At 69.4% G+C, this 17,567-nt stretch carries 16 protein-coding genes; 6 read left to right on the top strand and 10 right to left on the bottom strand.

The window, feature by feature from the left end; genetic code table 11:
- Window positions 1-25: 25 nt before the first annotated feature.
- Window positions 26-2,047, bottom strand: coding sequence for a transketolase (tkt, locus tag bpln_RS02605; protein ID WP_042623837.1), 2,022 nt, complete (start codon window positions 2,045-2,047; stop codon window positions 26-28).
- 463 nt (window positions 2,048-2,510) lie between these two features.
- On the opposite strand from tkt, the gene speE reads away from it, so the two are divergent.
- The 3 genes from speE to bpln_RS02590 are packed head-to-tail and all read left to right on the top strand — an operon-like array spanning window position 2,511 to window position 4,590.
- On the top strand, window positions 2,511-3,368 hold the full coding sequence (gene speE, locus bpln_RS02600) for a polyamine aminopropyltransferase (RefSeq protein ID WP_055138017.1): 858 nt from the start codon (window positions 2,511-2,513) through the stop codon (window positions 3,366-3,368).
- A 47-nt stretch (window positions 3,369-3,415) separates the two neighbouring features.
- Complete coding sequence (locus bpln_RS02595; protein ID WP_042623836.1) at window positions 3,416-3,832, top strand: VOC family protein; 417 nt, start codon at window positions 3,416-3,418, stop codon at window positions 3,830-3,832.
- A complete protein-coding gene (locus bpln_RS02590) occupies window positions 3,829-4,590 on the top strand; it encodes a 16S rRNA (uracil(1498)-N(3))-methyltransferase (protein ID WP_055138016.1) in 762 nt (253 codons plus the stop codon). Before bpln_RS02595 ends, bpln_RS02590 begins: the two co-directional genes overlap by 4 nt.
- Window positions 4,591-4,761: 171 nt before the next feature.
- On the opposite strand, the gene bpln_RS02585 is transcribed toward bpln_RS02590, so the two are convergent.
- From bpln_RS02585 to bpln_RS02575, 3 genes are all read right to left on the bottom strand, one after another.
- Window positions 4,762-5,328 (bottom strand): barstar family protein, encoded by a 567-nt coding sequence (locus tag bpln_RS02585; protein ID WP_123863403.1) that lies wholly within the window; start codon window positions 5,326-5,328, stop codon window positions 4,762-4,764.
- A 16-nt stretch (window positions 5,329-5,344) separates the two neighbouring features.
- Window positions 5,345-5,767 carry a guanyl-specific ribonuclease gene (locus tag bpln_RS02580; protein ID WP_042623833.1) on the bottom strand — a complete coding sequence of 141 codons (423 nt, stop codon included), beginning with the start codon at window positions 5,765-5,767 and terminating at the stop codon, window positions 5,345-5,347.
- Window positions 5,768-6,228: 461 nt separating this feature from the next.
- Window positions 6,229-8,529 carry an NADP-dependent malic enzyme gene (locus tag bpln_RS02575; protein ID WP_042623832.1) on the bottom strand — a complete coding sequence of 767 codons (2,301 nt, stop codon included), beginning with the start codon at window positions 8,527-8,529 and terminating at the stop codon, window positions 6,229-6,231.
- A 164-nt stretch (window positions 8,530-8,693) separates the two neighbouring features.
- On the opposite strand from bpln_RS02575, the gene thiL reads away from it, so the two are divergent.
- Genes thiL through bpln_RS02560 form a run of 3 tightly spaced genes read left to right on the top strand, consistent with a single transcriptional unit; the run spans window position 8,694 to window position 10,852 of the window.
- On the top strand, window positions 8,694-9,698 hold the full coding sequence (gene thiL / locus bpln_RS02570) for a thiamine-phosphate kinase (protein ID WP_055138015.1): 1,005 nt from the start codon (window positions 8,694-8,696) through the stop codon (window positions 9,696-9,698).
- Window positions 9,685-10,341 carry a phosphatidylglycerophosphatase A family protein gene (locus bpln_RS02565; protein ID WP_082465171.1) on the top strand — a complete coding sequence of 219 codons (657 nt, stop codon included), beginning with the start codon at window positions 9,685-9,687 and terminating at the stop codon, window positions 10,339-10,341. The genes thiL and bpln_RS02565 overlap by 14 nt, the downstream gene beginning before the upstream one ends.
- Before the next feature lie 10 nt (window positions 10,342-10,351).
- Window positions 10,352-10,852, top strand: coding sequence for a CinA family protein (locus bpln_RS02560; protein WP_042623830.1), 501 nt, complete (start codon window positions 10,352-10,354; stop codon window positions 10,850-10,852).
- 112 nt (window positions 10,853-10,964) lie between these two features.
- On the opposite strand, the gene pyrF is transcribed toward bpln_RS02560, so the two are convergent.
- The 6 genes from pyrF to bpln_RS02530 form a co-directional block, all read right to left on the bottom strand.
- The gene (gene pyrF / locus bpln_RS02555; protein ID WP_055138014.1) at window positions 10,965-11,792 is read right to left on the bottom strand and encodes an orotidine-5'-phosphate decarboxylase; all 828 of its coding nucleotides are present in this window, start codon (window positions 11,790-11,792) and stop codon (window positions 10,965-10,967) included.
- A gap of 111 nt (window positions 11,793-11,903) precedes the next feature.
- Window positions 11,904-12,965, bottom strand: a complete 1,062-nt coding sequence (locus tag bpln_RS02550; protein WP_042623828.1) for an aldose 1-epimerase — start codon at window positions 12,963-12,965, stop codon at window positions 11,904-11,906.
- Between the two features lie 61 nt (window positions 12,966-13,026).
- Complete coding sequence (locus bpln_RS02545; protein ID WP_042623827.1) at window positions 13,027-13,815, bottom strand: SDR family NAD(P)-dependent oxidoreductase; 789 nt, start codon at window positions 13,813-13,815, stop codon at window positions 13,027-13,029.
- A 22-nt stretch (window positions 13,816-13,837) separates the two neighbouring features.
- On the bottom strand, window positions 13,838-14,854 hold the full coding sequence (araH, locus tag bpln_RS02540) for an L-arabinose ABC transporter permease AraH (protein ID WP_042623826.1): 1,017 nt from the start codon (window positions 14,852-14,854) through the stop codon (window positions 13,838-13,840).
- Window positions 14,855-14,925: 71 nt separating this feature from the next.
- Window positions 14,926-16,437: an L-arabinose ABC transporter ATP-binding protein AraG gene (araG, locus tag bpln_RS02535; RefSeq protein WP_055138013.1), complete on the bottom strand. Its 1,512-nt coding sequence runs from the start codon at window positions 16,435-16,437 to the stop codon at window positions 14,926-14,928.
- A 90-nt stretch (window positions 16,438-16,527) separates the two neighbouring features.
- Window positions 16,528-17,523 (bottom strand): arabinose ABC transporter substrate-binding protein, encoded by a 996-nt coding sequence (locus bpln_RS02530; protein WP_042623824.1) that lies wholly within the window; start codon window positions 17,521-17,523, stop codon window positions 16,528-16,530.
- Between the last annotated feature and the right edge of the window lie 44 nt (window positions 17,524-17,567).

Below are 17,567 nucleotides of genomic sequence, written 5' to 3'. Positions count from 1 at the left end.
GCGGAGCCCGCGCGCTGGATCACACTCAGGCGAGCACTTTCTTCGCCGTCTCGACCACGTTCTCGACGGTGAAGCCGAAATACTTGAAGAGTACGCCGGCCGGGGCCGACTCGCCGAACGAATCGATCCCGACCACGCCGCCTTCGAGGCCGACGTACTTGCGCCAGAAGTCGGTCACGCCCGCTTCGATGGCAACGCGGCGCACGCCGGCCGGCAGCACGCGCTCGCGGTACTCGGCATCCTGGCGGTCGAACACGGTGGTGGCCGGCATCGACACGACGCGCGCGGCGATGCCCTGCTGCGCGAGCGGCTCGACGGCCTTCATCGCCAGTTCGATCTCGGAGCCCGTCGCGATCAGGATGATCTTGCGGGCAACGACTTCCTCGTCCCAGTCGCGCAGCACGTAGCCGCCCTTCGCGACGTTCGCCAGCTGCGCATCGCTGCGCACGTTGAACGCCAGGTTCTGGCGGCTGAAGATCAGGCACGACGGGCGTTGCGCGGCCACGGCCTCGGTCCAGGCCACGGCCGTCTCGACCGTATCGGCCGGACGCCAGACGTCGAGGTGCGGAATCAGCCGCAGGCTCGAAACGTGCTCGATCGACTGGTGCGTCGGGCCGTCCTCGCCGAGACCGATCGAGTCGTGCGTGAAAACGAACAGCGAGGGCGCCTTCATCAGCGCGGCCACGCGCAACGCGTTGCGGCTGTAGTCGGAGAACGTCAGGAAGGTACCGCCGAACGGCTTGTAGCCGCCATGAAGAACCATACCGTTAATCGCGGCGCTCATGCCAAATTCGCGCACGCCGTAGTTGATATGGTTCCCCCAATGAATACCTTTTTCGCCTGCGCGAACCGGCTTCGACGCCTTCCAGTTCGTCAGGTTCGAGCCGGTCAGGTCAGCCGAGCCGCCCACCAGTTCGGGCAGCGCGGCGGCCAGGCCCTCGATGGTCTGCTGCGAAGCCTTGCGCGTGGCAACCGTCTCGCCGCGCTCGTTCGCGGCGGCCACGATCGCGGCGGCCTTCTGCGCCCAGTCGGCCGGTAGCTTGCCCGCCATGCGGCGCACGAATTCGTCGGCTTCGGCCGGGAACTTCGCGCGGTAGGCCTCGAACACCGCGTTCCAGTCGCCTTCGCGCTTCGCGCCGGCAGCCTTGCCGTCCCACGCCGCGTAGACTTCCTGCGGGATCACGAACGGCTCCCAGTTCCAGCCGAGCGCCGCGCGCGTTTTGGCGATTTCCTCGGCGCCGAGCGCCGCGCCGTGGACGTCGTGGCCGCCGGCCTTGGTCGCCGCGCCCTTGCCGATCACCGTCTTGCAGCAGATCAGCGTCGGCTTGTCCGACAGCTTCGCCTTGGCAATTGCCGCGTCGACGGCGTCGACGTCATGGCCGTCCACGCCCGGGATCACGTTCCAGCCGTAGGCTTCGAAGCGCTTCGGGGTGTCGTCGTGGAACCAGTTCACCACCTCGCCGTCGATCGAGATGCCGTTGTCGTCGTACAGCGCGATCAGCTTGTTCAGCTTCAGCGTGCCGGCAAACGAGCAGGCCTCGTGCGAGATCCCTTCCATCAGGCAGCCGTCGCCGAGGAACACGTAAGTGTGGTGATCGACGAGCTTCGTGCCGTCCTTGTTGAACTCGGCCGCGAGCAGCGCTTCGGCCAGCGCCATGCCGACCGCGTTCGCGAGCCCCTGGCCGAGCGGGCCGGTGGTGGTCTCGACGCCGGCCGTGATGCCGTATTCCGGATGGCCCGGCGTCTTCGAGTGCAGCTGGCGGAAGTTCTTCAGCTCCTCGATCGGCAGGTCGTAGCCGGTCAGGTGCAGCAGCGAGTACAGCAGCATCGAGCCATGGCCGTTCGACAGCACGAAGCGGTCGCGATCGGCCCAGTGCGGGTTCGCCGGGTTGTGCTTGAGGTGGCGCGACCACAGGGCCACGCCGATCTCGGCCATGCCCATCGGCATGCCGGGGTGGCCGGAGTTGGCTTGCTGGACGGCATCCATCGCGAGGGCGCGAATCGCGTTGGCCATCAGGGAAGTGCTGGCGGTAGACGAAGTCGTCATGTCGAGTCCGGAGAACGAGTCGAGAAAACGGGGCACGGCTGGTCCGGAAGCTCGCGGGCCGGCCGCCCCCGGCGCGCGATGCGGCGCCATGGGGACGCGAAGCGGACGAGCAATCAGACGGCAGGCAGCAAAGCCGGACATTTTAACAGATGCCCCGGCGCGCGCCCCGGCGAAAAAGGCCTGGGAAGCGGATCGCGGCGCCTCCCGCGCGCACCGTCTGGCGGTGCATCGCGCATTGATGCCGCGCCGCCGCATCTTCTCATGCTGCGCCGCATCGCGTCGCAAACGTTATGAAGCGCCATGCGCCCGGCGCGGCGCCGGGCCGGATTTGCTGCACCTGCCGCATCGATCGGGCGGCCCCGGCCTGCATCGCCGGCCCCGCGCGCGCCTTCTATAATTCGAGGCATCCGCACCCGCCCGCCGTGCTGCCGCCCGGCCGTCCGCCACTTCCTTGCCCGCCGCCGTGAACACCACGCTCTGTTTCCAGCCCTGCGCCGACGCGATCTACGGCTTTCCGAATGCCAGCCGCCTCGCCTCGTTCGCCTCGCCCTACCAGCACATCGAGGTCTGGGACACGCCGCAGCTCGGCCGCCTGTTCACGCTCGACGGCCGACCGATGACCTCGGTCGGCGACGAGGCCATCTACCACGAGTGCATGACGCATCCGGCCGCGCTCGCGCATCCGCATCCGCGCCGCGCGCTGGTGCTCGGCGGCGGCGACGGCGGCGCCGCGCGCCAGCTGCTGAAGCATCCGTCGATCGAACGCATCGTGATCGCCGAACTCGACGCCGCCGTGGTCGAGATGGCACGGCGCCACCTCGAGGCCGTGCATCGCGGCGCGTTCGACGATCCGCGCGTCGAACTCGTGATCGGCGACGCGGCCCGTTACGTCGAGCAGGCGCCAATCCACTTCGATCTGGTCGTGTTCGACCTCACGCCGCCCGATTCGCCGGCCGCCGGCCTCTACACGCGCGCGTTCCTCGCGCGTCTCAAGCGGATCCTCACGCCCTGCGCGGCGCTCTCGATGCATCTGGGCGCGCCGGCCTTCCACGCGCCGCGCCTCGCCGCGCTGGTCGACGAACTGCGCGCCTCGTTCGCGGTGGTTGCGCCGCTCGCCGCGCCGGTGCCGCTCTACGGCGGCGAATGGCTGATGGCGGTGGCGAGCGACACGCTCGACGCGGGCGCGCTGTTTGCGCACGACGTCGAGGAGCGGCTCGCCGCGCGCGGCATCGCCGATCTGCGGTTCTACGACGCCGAACTGCATCCGGCGCTGTTCACCCTGCGCCGCGCACTGCGCGATACACTCGGCCTGCGCCGCTGACGCCGACGCGGCGCCCCCGCCCCCACCATCCCGCAGGAGATCGTCCAATGACCGATCCACGTCCGGCCGACGTGCCTTGGTTGACCCCCTATCTGGCCGTTCGCAGCGCGGCCGCCTCGATTACGTTCTACGGCAGTGCGTTCGGATTCGAAAAACGCGAGTTGATCGACGAAGACGGCGCGATCATGCACGTCGAGATGTCCTACCACGGCCAGCTGATCCTGATGTTCGCGCCCGAGGGCGCGTTCGGCTCCGCCGCGCGCACGCCGCGCAGCGCCGGCCTGATGGCGCCGCAGTCGTTCTACCTGTACGTCGACGACGTCGATGCCGTGTACGGGCGCGCGCTGGACGCCGGCGCGAAATCGCTGAGCGAGCCGCGCGACCAGTTCTGGGGCGACCGCTTCGCGCAGGTCGAGGATCTCGACGGCTACCGCTGGGCGCTCGCGCGGCGCATCGCACGATGAGCGGCAGCACGTCCGCGGTCCCGCGCTTCTTCGTCGATCTCGCGCTGCGCGCCGACAGCGAGGTGATGCTGCCCGCCGAGGTCGCCCGCCACGCGCAGGTGCTGCGCCTCGAACCCGGCGATGCGCTGACGCTGTTCGACGGCACGGGCGGCCAGTACCGCGCTGAACTCGTCGAGCTCGGCAAGCGCACCGCCGTGGCGCGCACCGTCGGCTTCGACGCGCGCGAGCTGGAGACGCCGTACCGCGTCACGCTCGCCCAGGGCATCGCCGGCGGCGACAAGATGGACTGGCTGATCGAGAAGGCCGTCGAACTCGGCGTCGCCGCGCTCGCGCCGCTCTCGACCACGCGCGGCGTCGTGCGGCTGTCCGGCGAGCGCGCGGACAAGCGCGTCGCGCACTGGCAGGGCGTGGTGCGCGCCGCCTGCGAGCAGTGCGGGCGCAATCGCGTGCCGGCGGTCGCGCCGGTCGCGGACCTTTCGGCCTGGCTCGACGCGCTGCCGCCCGCGGCCAACGCGGAGCTGCGTCTGATGCTGTCGCCGCGCGCGAGCATCGCGTTCGCGGCGCTGCCGGCCGCGGCGCCGGCCGGCCCGGTCACGCTGCTGATCGGCCCGGAGGGCGGACTGTCGCCGACCGAGGAAGACGCGGCGCGCGAGTATGGCTTCCAGGCGATCGTGCTCGGCGCGCGCGTGCTGCGCACCGAGACGGCCGGCATGGCCATGCTGGCGGCGCTGGCCGCGCGCTGGGGCGGCTGGGAATGACGCGGGAATGAACGACGGCGCGCGGCCCGGGCAGCAAGTCTCGCCGCCGCGCACCCACCACGTTGAGCCGAAGACGCATGCAAAAAGGCCCGCTCTCGAGCGGGCCTTTTCATTGCCGACGGACGGCAGGCGGGCGGGTGACGTGAGGCGGCGCGCGCCCCGGGCCGGGCCTCAGGCGAACGAGTAGAACACGCGAAACGCGATCTTGCGTTCGGCCCAGAACTCGGCGGCCTCGCGGAACACGTCGAGCAGCGTCTCGCGCCCTTCCTTGTCGAACTTCTGCGCGATCGGCAGCGCCTCCAGCACGATCACGAAGCCGGGCTGCTCGCCCGCCTTGTGGATCAGGTCGGTGAGGCTGTCATACAGCGCGTCGTAGTTCTTCCCGAAGTGCTTCGGGAGCAGGAACGACGTTGCGATCGTTTCGAGCACTTCCTGCTTCGACTGCGCGGCGCCGCAATACGCGAACAGGAAATGCTGGCCAAGCCGGGCAGCCTCCTCCGCGAGGTCGTGGACGCGAAATGCGCGGATCGACTGCACGAGATTGGGTCGCACGGTCGCGAACAGACTCATAGGCTCCTCGGTCGATGAGTCTCCGGGGCAAATCGCCGGCGGCTCCGCGGCGTCGCCCGCCTGGGCGAGCGCGCGCAGGCGCATCACGCGCTGGAACAGGTTGCCGTCTCCGACCGCGAACAGATCCGCCGCAGCCGACATTTCGTGCGCGTAGGTAGTGTCGCTCATGCCGATCATCCCGAAGTCATTCAACAATACGTTTAAAACTGGCGTAGTGGTCGTCGGTGTAATAACAGTTGTCGATCCGTTGCAGCGGGCCGCCGCAGACGATGCGCTTCGCGCCGCGATTGCGCGCGCGCGGCGTCGGCACCGTGTACTCGTGGTAATAGCCGCGCCGCATCTTCGGCAGAATGCGCTCGAAATTGCCGAACACGACCCCGTCTTTCGGATACGGATAAGGGCCGCCGGCGGCAATCAGGCCCAGCGTCGTCACGGCTTCGCGCGGCAACCGGGAAGTGGGGATCGTGCCGACCGACGCCATGCCGGCGGCGGCTTCCCGGGCGTAAGCCGAGGAAATCGGACTGCCTGCCGGCAAGCCGGCGCTACCCAGTGCGACGAGCGCGAAAACGGACGCGAGCGCGCCGTTGCGGAGCCACTTGCGTGCCATGGACCGGGGTTCCCGCTGTTAAATCAACAAGTTGACGACCAGGAAAGGCGTAAGCGTAGCGCTAATGGCGGGCGGAATCAATGTTCGCCGGGGAAATGAAAGCGCCGCTTGCGGCTATTTGACACAAAAAGCCCGATTTCGCCGCCTGCATACGCACTTTTTATCCTGATCAAGATAAAATCACGGCGACAGCATCGGATGGCGGGTTTTTTGCCTCCTCGTCATCACCCGGCGGCCCCGGTGGATGCTGTTGTTCGACCCTTGGGAAGGCCTGGCCATACCCGACGGCGTGCCCTGCAACGGGGCACGCCGCTTTTCCCGTATTTGCGCGTTTTTTCGCGCTTCCGATCGAAGACCAGACCCGGGAAAAGCAGGCGGGCAGCGCCGACGGCGGCCCGAACCGCGTCCGGTCGCCGGCAAGGGAAGGCCGAAGAAGGCGGCGCCGAGCGCGCCGCCCGAGTTCAGCGCGTCGCGTTCACGTCGGCGACCAGCAGCGCCGCCATGTTGACGATCCGGCGCACCGTGGCCGACTCGGTCAGAACATGCACCGGCTGGGCGGCGCCGAGCAGGATCGGCCCGATCGCGATGTTGTTGCCGGCCGCGGTCTTGAGCAGGTTGTAGGCGATGTTGGCCGAATCGATGTTCGGCAGCACCAGCAGGTTCGCCTCGCCCTCGAGCGTCGAGTCCGGCAGGATTTCCTTGCGCAGCAGCGGGTCGAGCGCGACGTCGCCGTGCATCTCGCCATCCACCTCGAGGCCCGGCGCGCGCTCCTTGAGCAGCGCGAGCGTGTCGCGCATCTTCTGCGCGGTCGGCGCGTTGCTGGTGCCGAAATTCGAGTGCGAGAGCAGCGCGACCTTCGGCTCGATGCCGAAGCGGCGCACTTCCTCGGCCGCCATCATCGTGATCTCGGCCAGTTGCTCCGGGGTCGGATCGACGTTGACGTGCGTGTCGACGATGAAGATCTGGCGGCCCGGCAACACCAGGCCGTTCATCGCGGCGTAGACGCTGCAGCCCTCGCGCTTGCCGATCACCTGATCGACGAAGTGCAGGTGGCGGTGCGTGGTGCTGATGGTGCCGCAGATCATGCCGTCGGCTTCGCCCTTCTTCACCAGCATCGCGCCGATCAGCGTGGTGCGGCGGCGCATTTCGAGCTTGGCGAGCTGCTGGCCCATGCCCTTGCGCACCATCAACTGGTAGTAGGTCTGCCAGAAATCGCGGTAGCGCTCGTCGTGCTCGGTGTTGACGATCGTGAAATCGACGCCCGGCGTGATGCGCAGGCCGAAGCGCTTGATCCGGTTCTCGATCACGTGCGGACGGCCAATCAGGATCGGCTTGGCGACGTGCTCGTCGACGAGGATCTGCACGGCGCGCAGCACGCGCTCTTCCTCGCCCTCGGCGAACACCACGCGCTTCTTCTCCTGCGGGGCGCTGCGCGCGGCCTGGAACACCGGCTTCATGGTGTTGCCGCTGTGATAGACGAACTGCTGCAGGTGCTGGACGTAGGCGTCCATGTCCTCGATCGGACGCGTCGCCACGCCGCCTTCCATCGCGGCCTTCGCGACGGCCGGCGCGATCTTGACGATCAGGCGCGGGTCGAACGGCTTCGGGATCAGGTATTCCGGCCCGAACGAGAGATCCTCGATCGCGTAGGCGGTGGCGACGATGTCGCTCTGCTCCTGCTGCGCGAGTTCGGCGATCGCGTTGACGGCGGCGATCTCCATCTCACGCGTGATCGTGGTGGCGCCGACGTCGAGCGCGCCGCGAAAGATGAACGGGAAGCAGAGAACGTTGTTGACCTGGTTCGGGTAGTCGGTGCGGCCGGTCGCGAGGATCGCGTCGGGGCGCACTTCGTGCGCGACTTCCGGCAGGATTTCCGGCGTCGGGTTGGCGAGCGCGAGGATCAGCGGGCGCTCGGCCATGCCCTTGACCATCTCCTGCTTGAGCACGCCGGCGGCCGACAGGCCGAGGAAGATGTCCGCGCCGTCGATCACCTCGGCCAGCGTGCGCGCGTCGGTCTCGCGCGCGAAACGCTCCTTGTCCGGGTCCATCAGCTCGGTGCGGCCCTGGTAGACGACGCCGGCCAGGTCCGTGACGAAGATGTTCTCGAGCGGCAGGCCGATGTCGACCAGCAGGTCCAGGCAGGCGAGCGCCGCGGCGCCCGCGCCCGAGGCGACCAGCTTGACCTGCTTGATGTCCTTGTTCACCACCTTCAGGCCGTTGGTGACCGCGGCGGCCACCACGATCGCGGTGCCGTGCTGGTCATCGTGGAACACCGGGATCTTCATGCGTTTGCGGCACTCGCGCTCGACGATGAAGCAGTCCGGCGCCTTGATGTCCTCGAGGTTGATGCCGCCGAAGGTCGGCTCGAGCGCGGTGATCACGTCCACCAGCTTGTGCGGGTCCGATTCGTTCAGCTCGATGTCGAACACGTCGATGCCGGCGAACTTCTTGAACAGGGCGGCCTTGCCCTCCATCACCGGCTTCGACGCGAGCGGGCCGATGTTGCCGAGGCCGAGCACCGCGGTGCCGTTGGTGACGACGCCCACCAGGTTGCTGCGCGAGGTGAAGCGCGCGGCATTCAGCGGATTCTCGACGATCTCCTCGCAGGCGAACGCGACGCCCGGCGAGTACGCCAGCGCGAGGTCGCGCTGGTTGATCATCTGCTTGGTCGGCTGGACGGCGATTTTGCCCGGCGTCGGAAATTCGTGGTAATCGAGGGCGGCTGCGCGCAGATCGGCTTTCGGGGAGGACTTGGTGGACATGAGTCGAGGGGGCGGGATTAGAATACCTGTTCGGCCCACATTGTAGCGCCAATCCTTATTCGAAATTTTTCGTTCCGGCCACCACGGCCCGGCCGGAATGCACGTAACGGCGGGCCGCCGCCTTACAATGGCCGCCCCTCATCCTGCCGCCGGAAAGGCTCGCCGTGGTCACCTCCCCACTGTCCGAATTCTCGTTGATCGACCGCTATTTCGCGCGCCGCGCGCGGCGGCCGGAAGCGCGCGCCGCGCTCGGCATCGGCGACGATTGCGCGCTGTTGGCGCCGCATCCGGATACGATGCTGGCGATTTCGACGGACATGCTGGTGGAGGGCCGTCACTTCTTCGCCGACGTGGCGCCGCGCGCGCTCGGCCACAAGACGCTGGCCGTGAACCTGTCCGATCTGGCCGCGATGGGCGCCCAGCCGCGCGCGTTCACGCTCGCGTTCGCGCTGCCGCGCGCCGACGCCGACTGGCTCGACGCGTTTTCCGACGGTTTGTTTACGATTGCCGACCGCTACGGCTGCGAGCTGGTCGGCGGCGATACGACGAGCGGGCCGCTCAACCTGTGCGTGACCGTGTTCGGCGACGTCGGCCCCGATCGCGCGCTGCGCCGCGACGCGGCGCGCCCCGGCGACGAGGTCTGGGTGTCGGGCACGCTCGGCGACGCGCGCGCCGGGCTCGGCGTGGCGCGCGGCGAATGGGCGGCCGGCGCCGCCGAAGATGCGGTATTTCGCCGCGCACTCGAATGGCCGGAGCCGCGCGTCGCGCTGGGCCTCGCGCTGGCCGGCATCGCGCACGCGGCGCTGGACATCTCCGACGGCCTCGCGGGCGACCTGCGGCACATCCTCGAACGCTCGCGCGTGGCCGCCGACATCGAGGTGGACGCGGTGCCGCGCTCGGCCGCGCTCGCCACGCTCGCGCCCGAGCTGCAGCGCACCTGCACGCTGGCGGGCGGCGACGACTACGAACTCTGCTTCACGGCGCCGGCCGCCGCGCACGCAGCCGTGCTGGCCGCCGGCGTGACGGCCGGCGTGGCGGTCACGCGGATCGGCACGATCCGCGAGCTCGCCGCGCCCGACGAGGTGCCCGCCATCCGCTGGCTCGACGGCGACGGCGCGCCGCTCGCGCTGACGCTGCGCGGCTTCGATCATTTCCATGCCGGTCAATGACGATCCGGCGCCGCGCGCCGACACGCCCCGCCCCGGCACGGCCCTCGTGACGGTGCGCGGCCACGGCGGCGCGTCGGGCCGAACCGCCCGCCGTGACCACGCAGGCGATGCCGGCGACATCCACGACGTCGACGACGCGCAGCCGCTGCCGCGCCGCGCGAGCGCGCCGTTCATGCGCTCGCACCCGCTGCACCTGCTCTCGCTCGGCTTCGGCACCGGCCTCGCGCCGTTCGCGCCAGGCTTCACCGGCTCGCTGTTCGGCTGGCTCAGCTTCGTCGCGTTCGCGCCGCGCCTGCCGGCGGCCGCCACGCTCGCGCTGATCGCGCTCGGCTTCGTGTTCGGCGTGATCGCCACCGGCCGCACGGCGCGCGCGCTCGGCGGCGGCCGGCCGCGCGCGATCGTCTGGGACCACGTGGTGGCGATCTGGCTCGTGATGCTGCTGGTCACGCCGGCCACGTTCTCGCAGCAGTTGGTCGCGTTCGTGCTGTTCCGCCTGTTCGACGGCGGCAAACCGCCGCCGGTGCGCGATCTCGATCGCCGTTTGAAAGGTGGTTTTGGCATCATGGTCGACGATCTCGTCGCCGCGTTCCTGACGCTGCTCGTCATCGCGACGTGGCGCGCCCTGTTTCCCACTCTTCGCTGAGTCCGCACGCATGCCGACCGATTCCGTCGTCCACCAGCTCGCGATCCGCGCCGGCAACAAGCTGCGCGACGAACACCTGGCGCTCGCGACCGCCGAATCCTGCACGGGCGGCATGATCGCGACCGCGATCACCGACATCTCCGGCAGCAGCGCCTGGTTCGAGCGCGGCTTCGTCACCTACTCGAACCAGGCCAAGACCGAGATGATCGGCGTGCCGCACGAGCTGATCGAGAAGCACGGCGCCGTCAGCGAGCCGGTCGCGCGCGCGATGGTCGAGGGCGCGCTGCGCAACAGCCGCGCGCAGGTCGCGCTGTCGGTGACGGGCATCGCCGGCCCCGGCGGCGGCTCCGAGCACAAGCCGGTCGGCACCGTCTCGTTCGGCTGGAGCAACCGGCTCCACACCGAGGTCGAGACGCTCGTGTTCAAGGGCGACCGCGAGCAGATCCGCGTGCAGGCAGCCGCGCACGCGCTGCGCGGGCTGCTGAAGCTGCTCGACGAACGCGAGCGCTGATCCCGCACGGCGGGCCAGGCTCCGCCGGCCGTACACGCCAGCAGAAAGGGCGCCCCGCGAGGCGCCCTTTTTCGTCGGCTCGAACCGCGCGCGGCGGCTCGGGCATCGGCGATCAGCGATGCGCGTTGATCGTGTCGCGCGTGGCCTGCGCGACGCGCGCGGCGGCCTCGGCGAAATCCTCGTCGTTGCTCGCGTAGAGGATCGCGCGCGACGAGTTGATCATCATGCCGCCGCCGTCGGCGGTACGGCCGGCCGCCACGGTCGCCTGCACGTCGCCGCCCTGCGCGCCGATGCCCGGGATCAGCAGCGGCATCTCGCCGACGATCCCGCGCACGATCTCGATCTCCTTCGGGAAGGTCGCGCCGACCACCAGCGCGAGCTGCCCGGTCTTCGCGTTCCAGCGCGTCGCGGCCAGCTCGGCCACCACCTGATAGAGCGGCCGGCCGCCCGTCTCGAGGAACTGCAGGTCGGAGCCGCCCGGGTTCGAGGTCCGGCACAGCACCACCACGCCCTTGTCCTCGTAGGCGAGATACGGCTCGATCGAGTCGTAGCCCATGTACGGGTTGACGGTCACGGCGTCGGCGCGATAGCGCTCGAACGCCTCGCGCGCGTACTGCTCGGCGGTGCTGCCGATGTCGCCGCGCTTCGCGTCGAGCACGACCGGCAGGCCCGGATGCTGCAGGTGGATGTGCGCGATCAGCCGTTCGAGCTGATCCTCGGCGCGGTGCGCGGCGAAGTAGGCGATCTGCGGCTTGAACGCGCTCGCGTAGGGCGCGGTCGCATCGACGATCTCGCGGCAGAAATCGAAAATCGCGTCGGGGCGGTTCGCGAACTGCGCGGGAAACCGCGTCGGTTCGGGGTCGAGTCCGACGCAGAGCAGGGAGTTCGTGCGCTGCCAGGCGGCGCGCAGCGTGTCGATGAAGGTCAGCGGAGCGGACATGTTTCGCGGCGGATCGTTGAGGAAATGCCGCGTATTTTACCCGCAGCCATCGCGCGGGCCGGGCCGGACCGCGCCTGGCGTCGAGGCCCGGCGTCGAACCGAGGCGCCGCTTCAGCGCGCCGGGGCGCCTCGCGCGGCGGCCGACGCCGCGCGCGGGTCGGCGCGTTCCACCGTGAAGCGGAAGCGCCGCGCGAGCCGCTCGCCGGGGCCGAGCAGCGTCATGCCGTGCAGCTCGGCGCCGCCGGGCAGGTTCACGGCGTTGATCGGGTGATCGACCGGCTCGAAGCAGAAGAACGACTCGCCGGGCGGCGTGTAGAGCACGTAGCAGTCGGCGTCCGATTCGATGTCCATGGTCAGCCCGCGCGACGGCCAGGCGACGGTCGCGCGGCCGCCCCAGCCCGTGAACGCATGATTGACGAGCGTGCCGGGCAGTGGATAGGCGATGCCGAACTGCCAGGCGGGCGGCACCGTCACGTGGCGGCGCGGCAGCCAGTCGGCGCCCGACAGCCAGAGACCGCTGGCGGCCGCCGCGAGTTCGGTGCCGGCGTCGCGCACGATGAACGGATGCACGCCGAGCCCGAACGGCAGCCGCTCGGCGCCGCAGTTCTCGATCGCCAGCGCGATCGTCAGCGTCGCGCCGTCGAGCGCATACGACTGCGTCGCGCGATAGGCGTAGGGCGCGCCGTCGCGACGATCGAGCGAGAGCTGCAGCCCGGTCGGCGAGACGTCGTCGATGTGCCAGCGCGCGAGCCAGCCGTCGCCATGGATCGGCAGCGGCTCGACCTGGCGGTTCCTCGGCACCTCGACGGGGCGCCCCTCGCACTCGAAGCGCCCGCCGCCGATCCGGTTCGAATACGGCAGCAGCGGATAGCAGCCGAGCGCGTTCGGATCGGTGCCGGCATCGACGTGGTCGCAGCCGCGGAAGATCGGCGTGGAGGCGCCGTCGCCGCGCCAGTCGAAGCGCGCGATGCCGCCGCCCAGATGCGGCACCACGTCGAGCCGCAACTCCGCGCTGGCCAGCGTGACCGCCGCGTCGGCCGCCTCGTGTACGCCCTGCGCGACGCTCGAGGTCTGCGGCCCGGGGCTCACCGGCTGCGCGGCCGCGGCGAGGCGGGCGCGCCGCGAGCGCGCGGCGGACGCGGAAGGCACATTGCCGATGGTCGATGTCGTCATGATCGTCTCCTGTCTGCGGCGGCGCCACTCGGGCCGCCGCCTGGCTACTGCGCGTGCCGGATCAAGCCCATCCGCCGTCGATGACGACGTCCTGCGCCGTCATCATGCGACTGTCGTCGGAGGCCAAAAACAGCGCGGCGCGCGCCAGATCGTCCGGCAGCAGTTCGGCGTCGAGGCACTGGCCGGCCTGGATCGCCGCGCGTCCCGCATCGTCGAGCCACAACCGCCGCTGCTTGTCGGTCATCACCCAGCCCGGCACCAGCGTGTTGACGCGAATCCCGAACGGCCCGAGATCGCGTGCGAGCGAGCGCGTGAGCCCCTGGATCGCGGCCTTCGAGGTCGCGTAGACGGGATAGCCGCCATTCTTCAGCATCCAGCCGATCGAGCCGAGGTTGATGATCGCGCCGCCGCCCGCCGCCTTCATGTCGTCGGCCACGGCCTGCGCGGCGAAGAACTGGTGGCGCAGGTTGACCGCGATCGCCGCGTCGAACGACTCGGGCGTGACGTCCTCGATGCGGTGGCGTTTGTCGTTCGCCGCGTTGTTGACGAGCACCGCGATCGGGCCGGTCTTCACGCGCAGCTCCTCGATCGCGCGGCGCAGCGCGTCGATGTCGGTGATGTCGGCCGCGACGAAGGCCGGCGCGTGGCGCGCGTCGGCCAGCGCCTCGGCGAGCGCGGTGCCGGCCTCGGCGTCGAGATCGACGAAGCCGACCCGCGCGCCCTGCGCCGCGAAGTGCGCGACGAACGCCGCGCCGATGCCGGTGGCGCCGCCCGTGATCAGCACCGCGCGATCGGCGAGGCTCGGGTAGCGCGCGCCGCGCACCGCGTCGGCCGTCATTGCCTGGTTCATCTGGTGTTCCTCCCGGCGCGCGTCAGTCGCGCGTGCCGCGGTTCTTCAACTGGTCGAGCAGCACCGCGGCGAGCAGGATCGCGCCGCGCACGAGGTACTGGTAGAACGCGTCGATGTTGAGCAGGTTCATCACGTTCTCGACCGTGCCCATGATCAGCACGCCGATCACCACGCCCGAGATCGTCGCGCGCCCGCCCAGCAGCGACACGCCGCCGAGCACGCAGGCCGAGATCACGTTGAGCTCGAAGCCCTCGGCCGCATTCGGCTGGCCCGAGGTGATCCGCGAGGCGAGGATCACGCCCGCCAGCGCGGTCACGGCGCCCTGGACCAGGAAGATCCAGACGCGCGTGCGCTCGACGTTGATGCCGGCCAGGCGCGAGGCTTCCGGATTGCCGCCGATCGCGAGCGTGTTGCGGCCGTAGACGGTCTGGTTCAGCATCACGCCGAACACGATGAAACAGAGCAGCGTGACCCAGATCGGCAGCGACACGCCGAACAGCGCGAGGCCGCCCAGCGCGATGAAGGTCTCCGACGAGACGCCCACCGCCTGACCGTGCGAGACGATGAAGCCGAGCCCGCGCACGATCTCCATGGTGGCGAGCGTGGTGATCAGCGCGTTGATGCGCAGGTAGGCGATCACCGCGCCGTTGACGAAGCCGATCGCGGCGCCGGCCGCGATCGCCGCGACGATCGCGATGAAGGTGTTGTCGGTGGCGTTCAGCACCATCGCGCAGAGCACGCCCGAGAACGCCACCGTCGAGCCGACCGACAGGTCGAAGTCGCGCGAGGCGAGACAGAACATCATGGTGCAGGCGACCATGCCGATCTGCGAGATCGACAGCGCGAGCCCGAGCATGTTGTCGATCGAGAAGAAGTGATCGACCGTCACCGACATGGTGATGAACATCACCGCGAAGATCACGATCAGGCTGTAGTCGGTGATCTGCTGCCACCACTTCTGCCGGTCGTTGCTCTGCGGAATCAAGGCTTCGGCCGCGCGTTTGGCGGCTGCCTGCGTGATACTTTCCTTGGCTTGCATCGTGTCGCTCCCTGCGTCGCGCGGCGAGGCCGCGCCATCTCCATGTTGATTGGTTCGCCCGTGCGTGCCGCTCAGGCGGCCTGCCCGGCCGGCCCCTGCGGCAGCGCGAGATTCAGCACCACCTGTTCGTTCGCCTCGGCGCGCGCGACCTCGCCCGCGATCCGGCCTTCGCGCATCACCACGATGCGGTCGGACACGCCGAGCACCTCCGGCAGCTCCGAGGACACCATCACGATCGCGCAGCCGCGTTCGGCCAGCTCGTAGATCACCTGGTAGATCTCGTTCTTGGCGCCCACGTCGATGCCGCGCGTCGGCTCGTCGAGGATCACGACCTTCAGGTCGGGCTCGGCCAGCCAGCGCGAGAGGATCGCCTTCTGCTGGTTGCCGCCCGACAGGAAGCGGATCTTCTGGCGGCGGCTCGGCGTCTTGATCTTCAGCAGCTTGATGAAGCGCTCGGCGGTCTGCGCCTCCTGCCGGCCGTTCAGGAACATCCCGGCGCGCAGCGAATGGCGGCGGCAGCTGATGTTGATGTTCTCGGCGACCGTCGCCATCGCGACGATCCCCTCTTCCTTGCGGTCTTCCGGACACAGCACGATGCCGTGGCGGATCGCGTCGCCGGTGCGGCGCACGTCGATGCGCTTGCCGTCGAGCGTGACGGTGCCGCCGCGCTTGCGGTCGGCGCCGTAGATCACGCGCATCAGCTCGCTGCGCCCGGCGCCCACCAGCCCGAAGAAGCCGACGATCTCGCCGGCGCGCACCGTGAAGCTGGCCGGCGCGCGCAGTTTGTCGGCGGCCAGGCCATCCACCTCGAGCCGCTGCTCGCCGAGCGCGCGCGGCCGGTAATGATAGATATCGTTGATCTCGCGGCCGACCATCTGGCTCACCAGCTGCTCGCGCGACACCTCGGCCAGTTCCGGGTGCGAGGCGATCCGGCGGCCGTCGCGGAAGATCGTGCAGGCGTCGCAGAGCCGGTAGATCTCGTCCATCCGGTGCGAGATGTAGATCAGCGCGCGGCCCTGCGCGCGCAGGTCGTCGACCAGCTTGAACAGCACCTCGGTCTCGCGGTGCGACAGCGAACTGGTGGGCTCGTCGAGCGCGATCACGCGCGCGTTGCGCATCAGCGCCTTGCAGATCTCGACCATCTGGCGCTGCGCGATCGACAGGCGCCGCAGCTTGGCCTGCGGATCGAGGTCGACGCCCATCGCTTCCAGGCGCTCGCGCACGTGGCGCCGTGCATCGCCCTTGCGCACCCAGCCGAGCGCGTTCGGCAGCCGGCCGAGCATCAGGTTCTCGGCCACCGTGAGGTCGGGCACGTACTGCAATTCCTGGTGGATCACCGCGATGCCGGCGCCGATCGAGGCCGCCGCGCTGGTGAAGCGCACCGGCTCGCCGTCCACCAGCACGCTGCCCGAATCGGGCTGATATTCGCCGCCGAGGATCTTCAGCAGCGTCGACTTGCCCGCGCCGTTCTCGCCCATGAGGCCGTGGACCTGCCCCGCGTGGACGTCGAACGAAATGCCGTCGAGCGCCCGCACGCCGGGGAAGACCTTGCCGATATTGTCGAAACGCAGAACCGCAGTCACATCGCCTCCACTGTCTTGTTGCCGGGCCGCCGCACGCCGCGGCGGCCCGCTTTCACGCCGGATGCGCGCCGGCCCGAGGCCGGCCGCGCATCAGTTCGACGCGAGACCCATCTCCGTGCGCACCATGTTCACGTTGGTGCGCGTCGCCAGCATGCCGGTCGTCAGCGTCAGCATCGGCGGCATCTTGTTCTGCGTGATCCACGCGTACATCAGGTCCGAGGTTTCCTCGCCGTGACGCTTCGGGCTGATGATGACGGTGCCGTAGAAGCCCGTCGGCTGCGGCTTCTTGAACTCGTTGAGCGCCGAATCCGAACCGCCGATGCCGATGCCGATCATGTTGTCGGCCTTGAAGCCGCGGCCTTCGGCGGCGCGCACGGCGCCCAGCACCGCTTCGTCGTTCAGGCCGTAGGCCACCCAGTGCTTGAACTGCGGGTTCTTGGTCAGCGCGATGTTGGCCGCGTTGAACGCGTTCTCGGTGTCGGTCTTCGCCTGCGGCGCCGCGATCACGTTCGCCTTCGGGAAGCCGGCCGCCACCAGCGCGTCGGTCGCGCCCGAGGTGCGGTCATGCGCGGTCGGCAGCTGCTCGTAGGTGATGTCGATCGCGCCGACTTCGGCCATGTTCCAGCCGCGCTTCTTGATCTCGGCGGCGATCCCGTCGCCGGCCTGCTTGCCGATGTTGTAGGCGGAAATGCCCATGTGCGGCACCGATTCGATCGGCTTGCCGCTGCCGTCCACGAGGCGGTCGTCCACCGTCATCATCTTCAGGTTGTGCGACTTGGCCTTGGCGACGATGCCCGGCCCGAGCTTCACGTCCGGCGTGCAGATGATGAAGCCCTGCGCCTGCTGCGCCGAAAGGTTGTCGATCGCGCTCATCACCTTTTCGCCCGACGGCGCGCCGATCTTCACGAGCGTGAAGCCCTTGGCCTTGGCGGCCATTTCGGCGAACTTCCATTCGTCCTGGAACCACGGCTCTTCCGGCTGCTTCACGAGGAAGCCGATCTTCACCGGGTCGGCTGCATGGACCACCGGCGCGCCGGCGAGGATGGCCGCCGCCGCGGCGAGCGTGACAAAGGTTCTGCGTTTCATCTGGGTCGTCTCCTGTTGTGCCACTTCTTTCGTTTCCGGCCGCC

It is taken from the genome of Burkholderia plantarii (genome assembly GCF_001411805.1).
In the GTDB taxonomy this organism is placed as follows: Bacteria; Pseudomonadota; Gammaproteobacteria; order Burkholderiales; family Burkholderiaceae; genus Burkholderia; species Burkholderia plantarii.
Note: the sequence above shows the minus strand (reverse complement) of the source record. Positions and strands in the feature narration are given on the sequence as shown.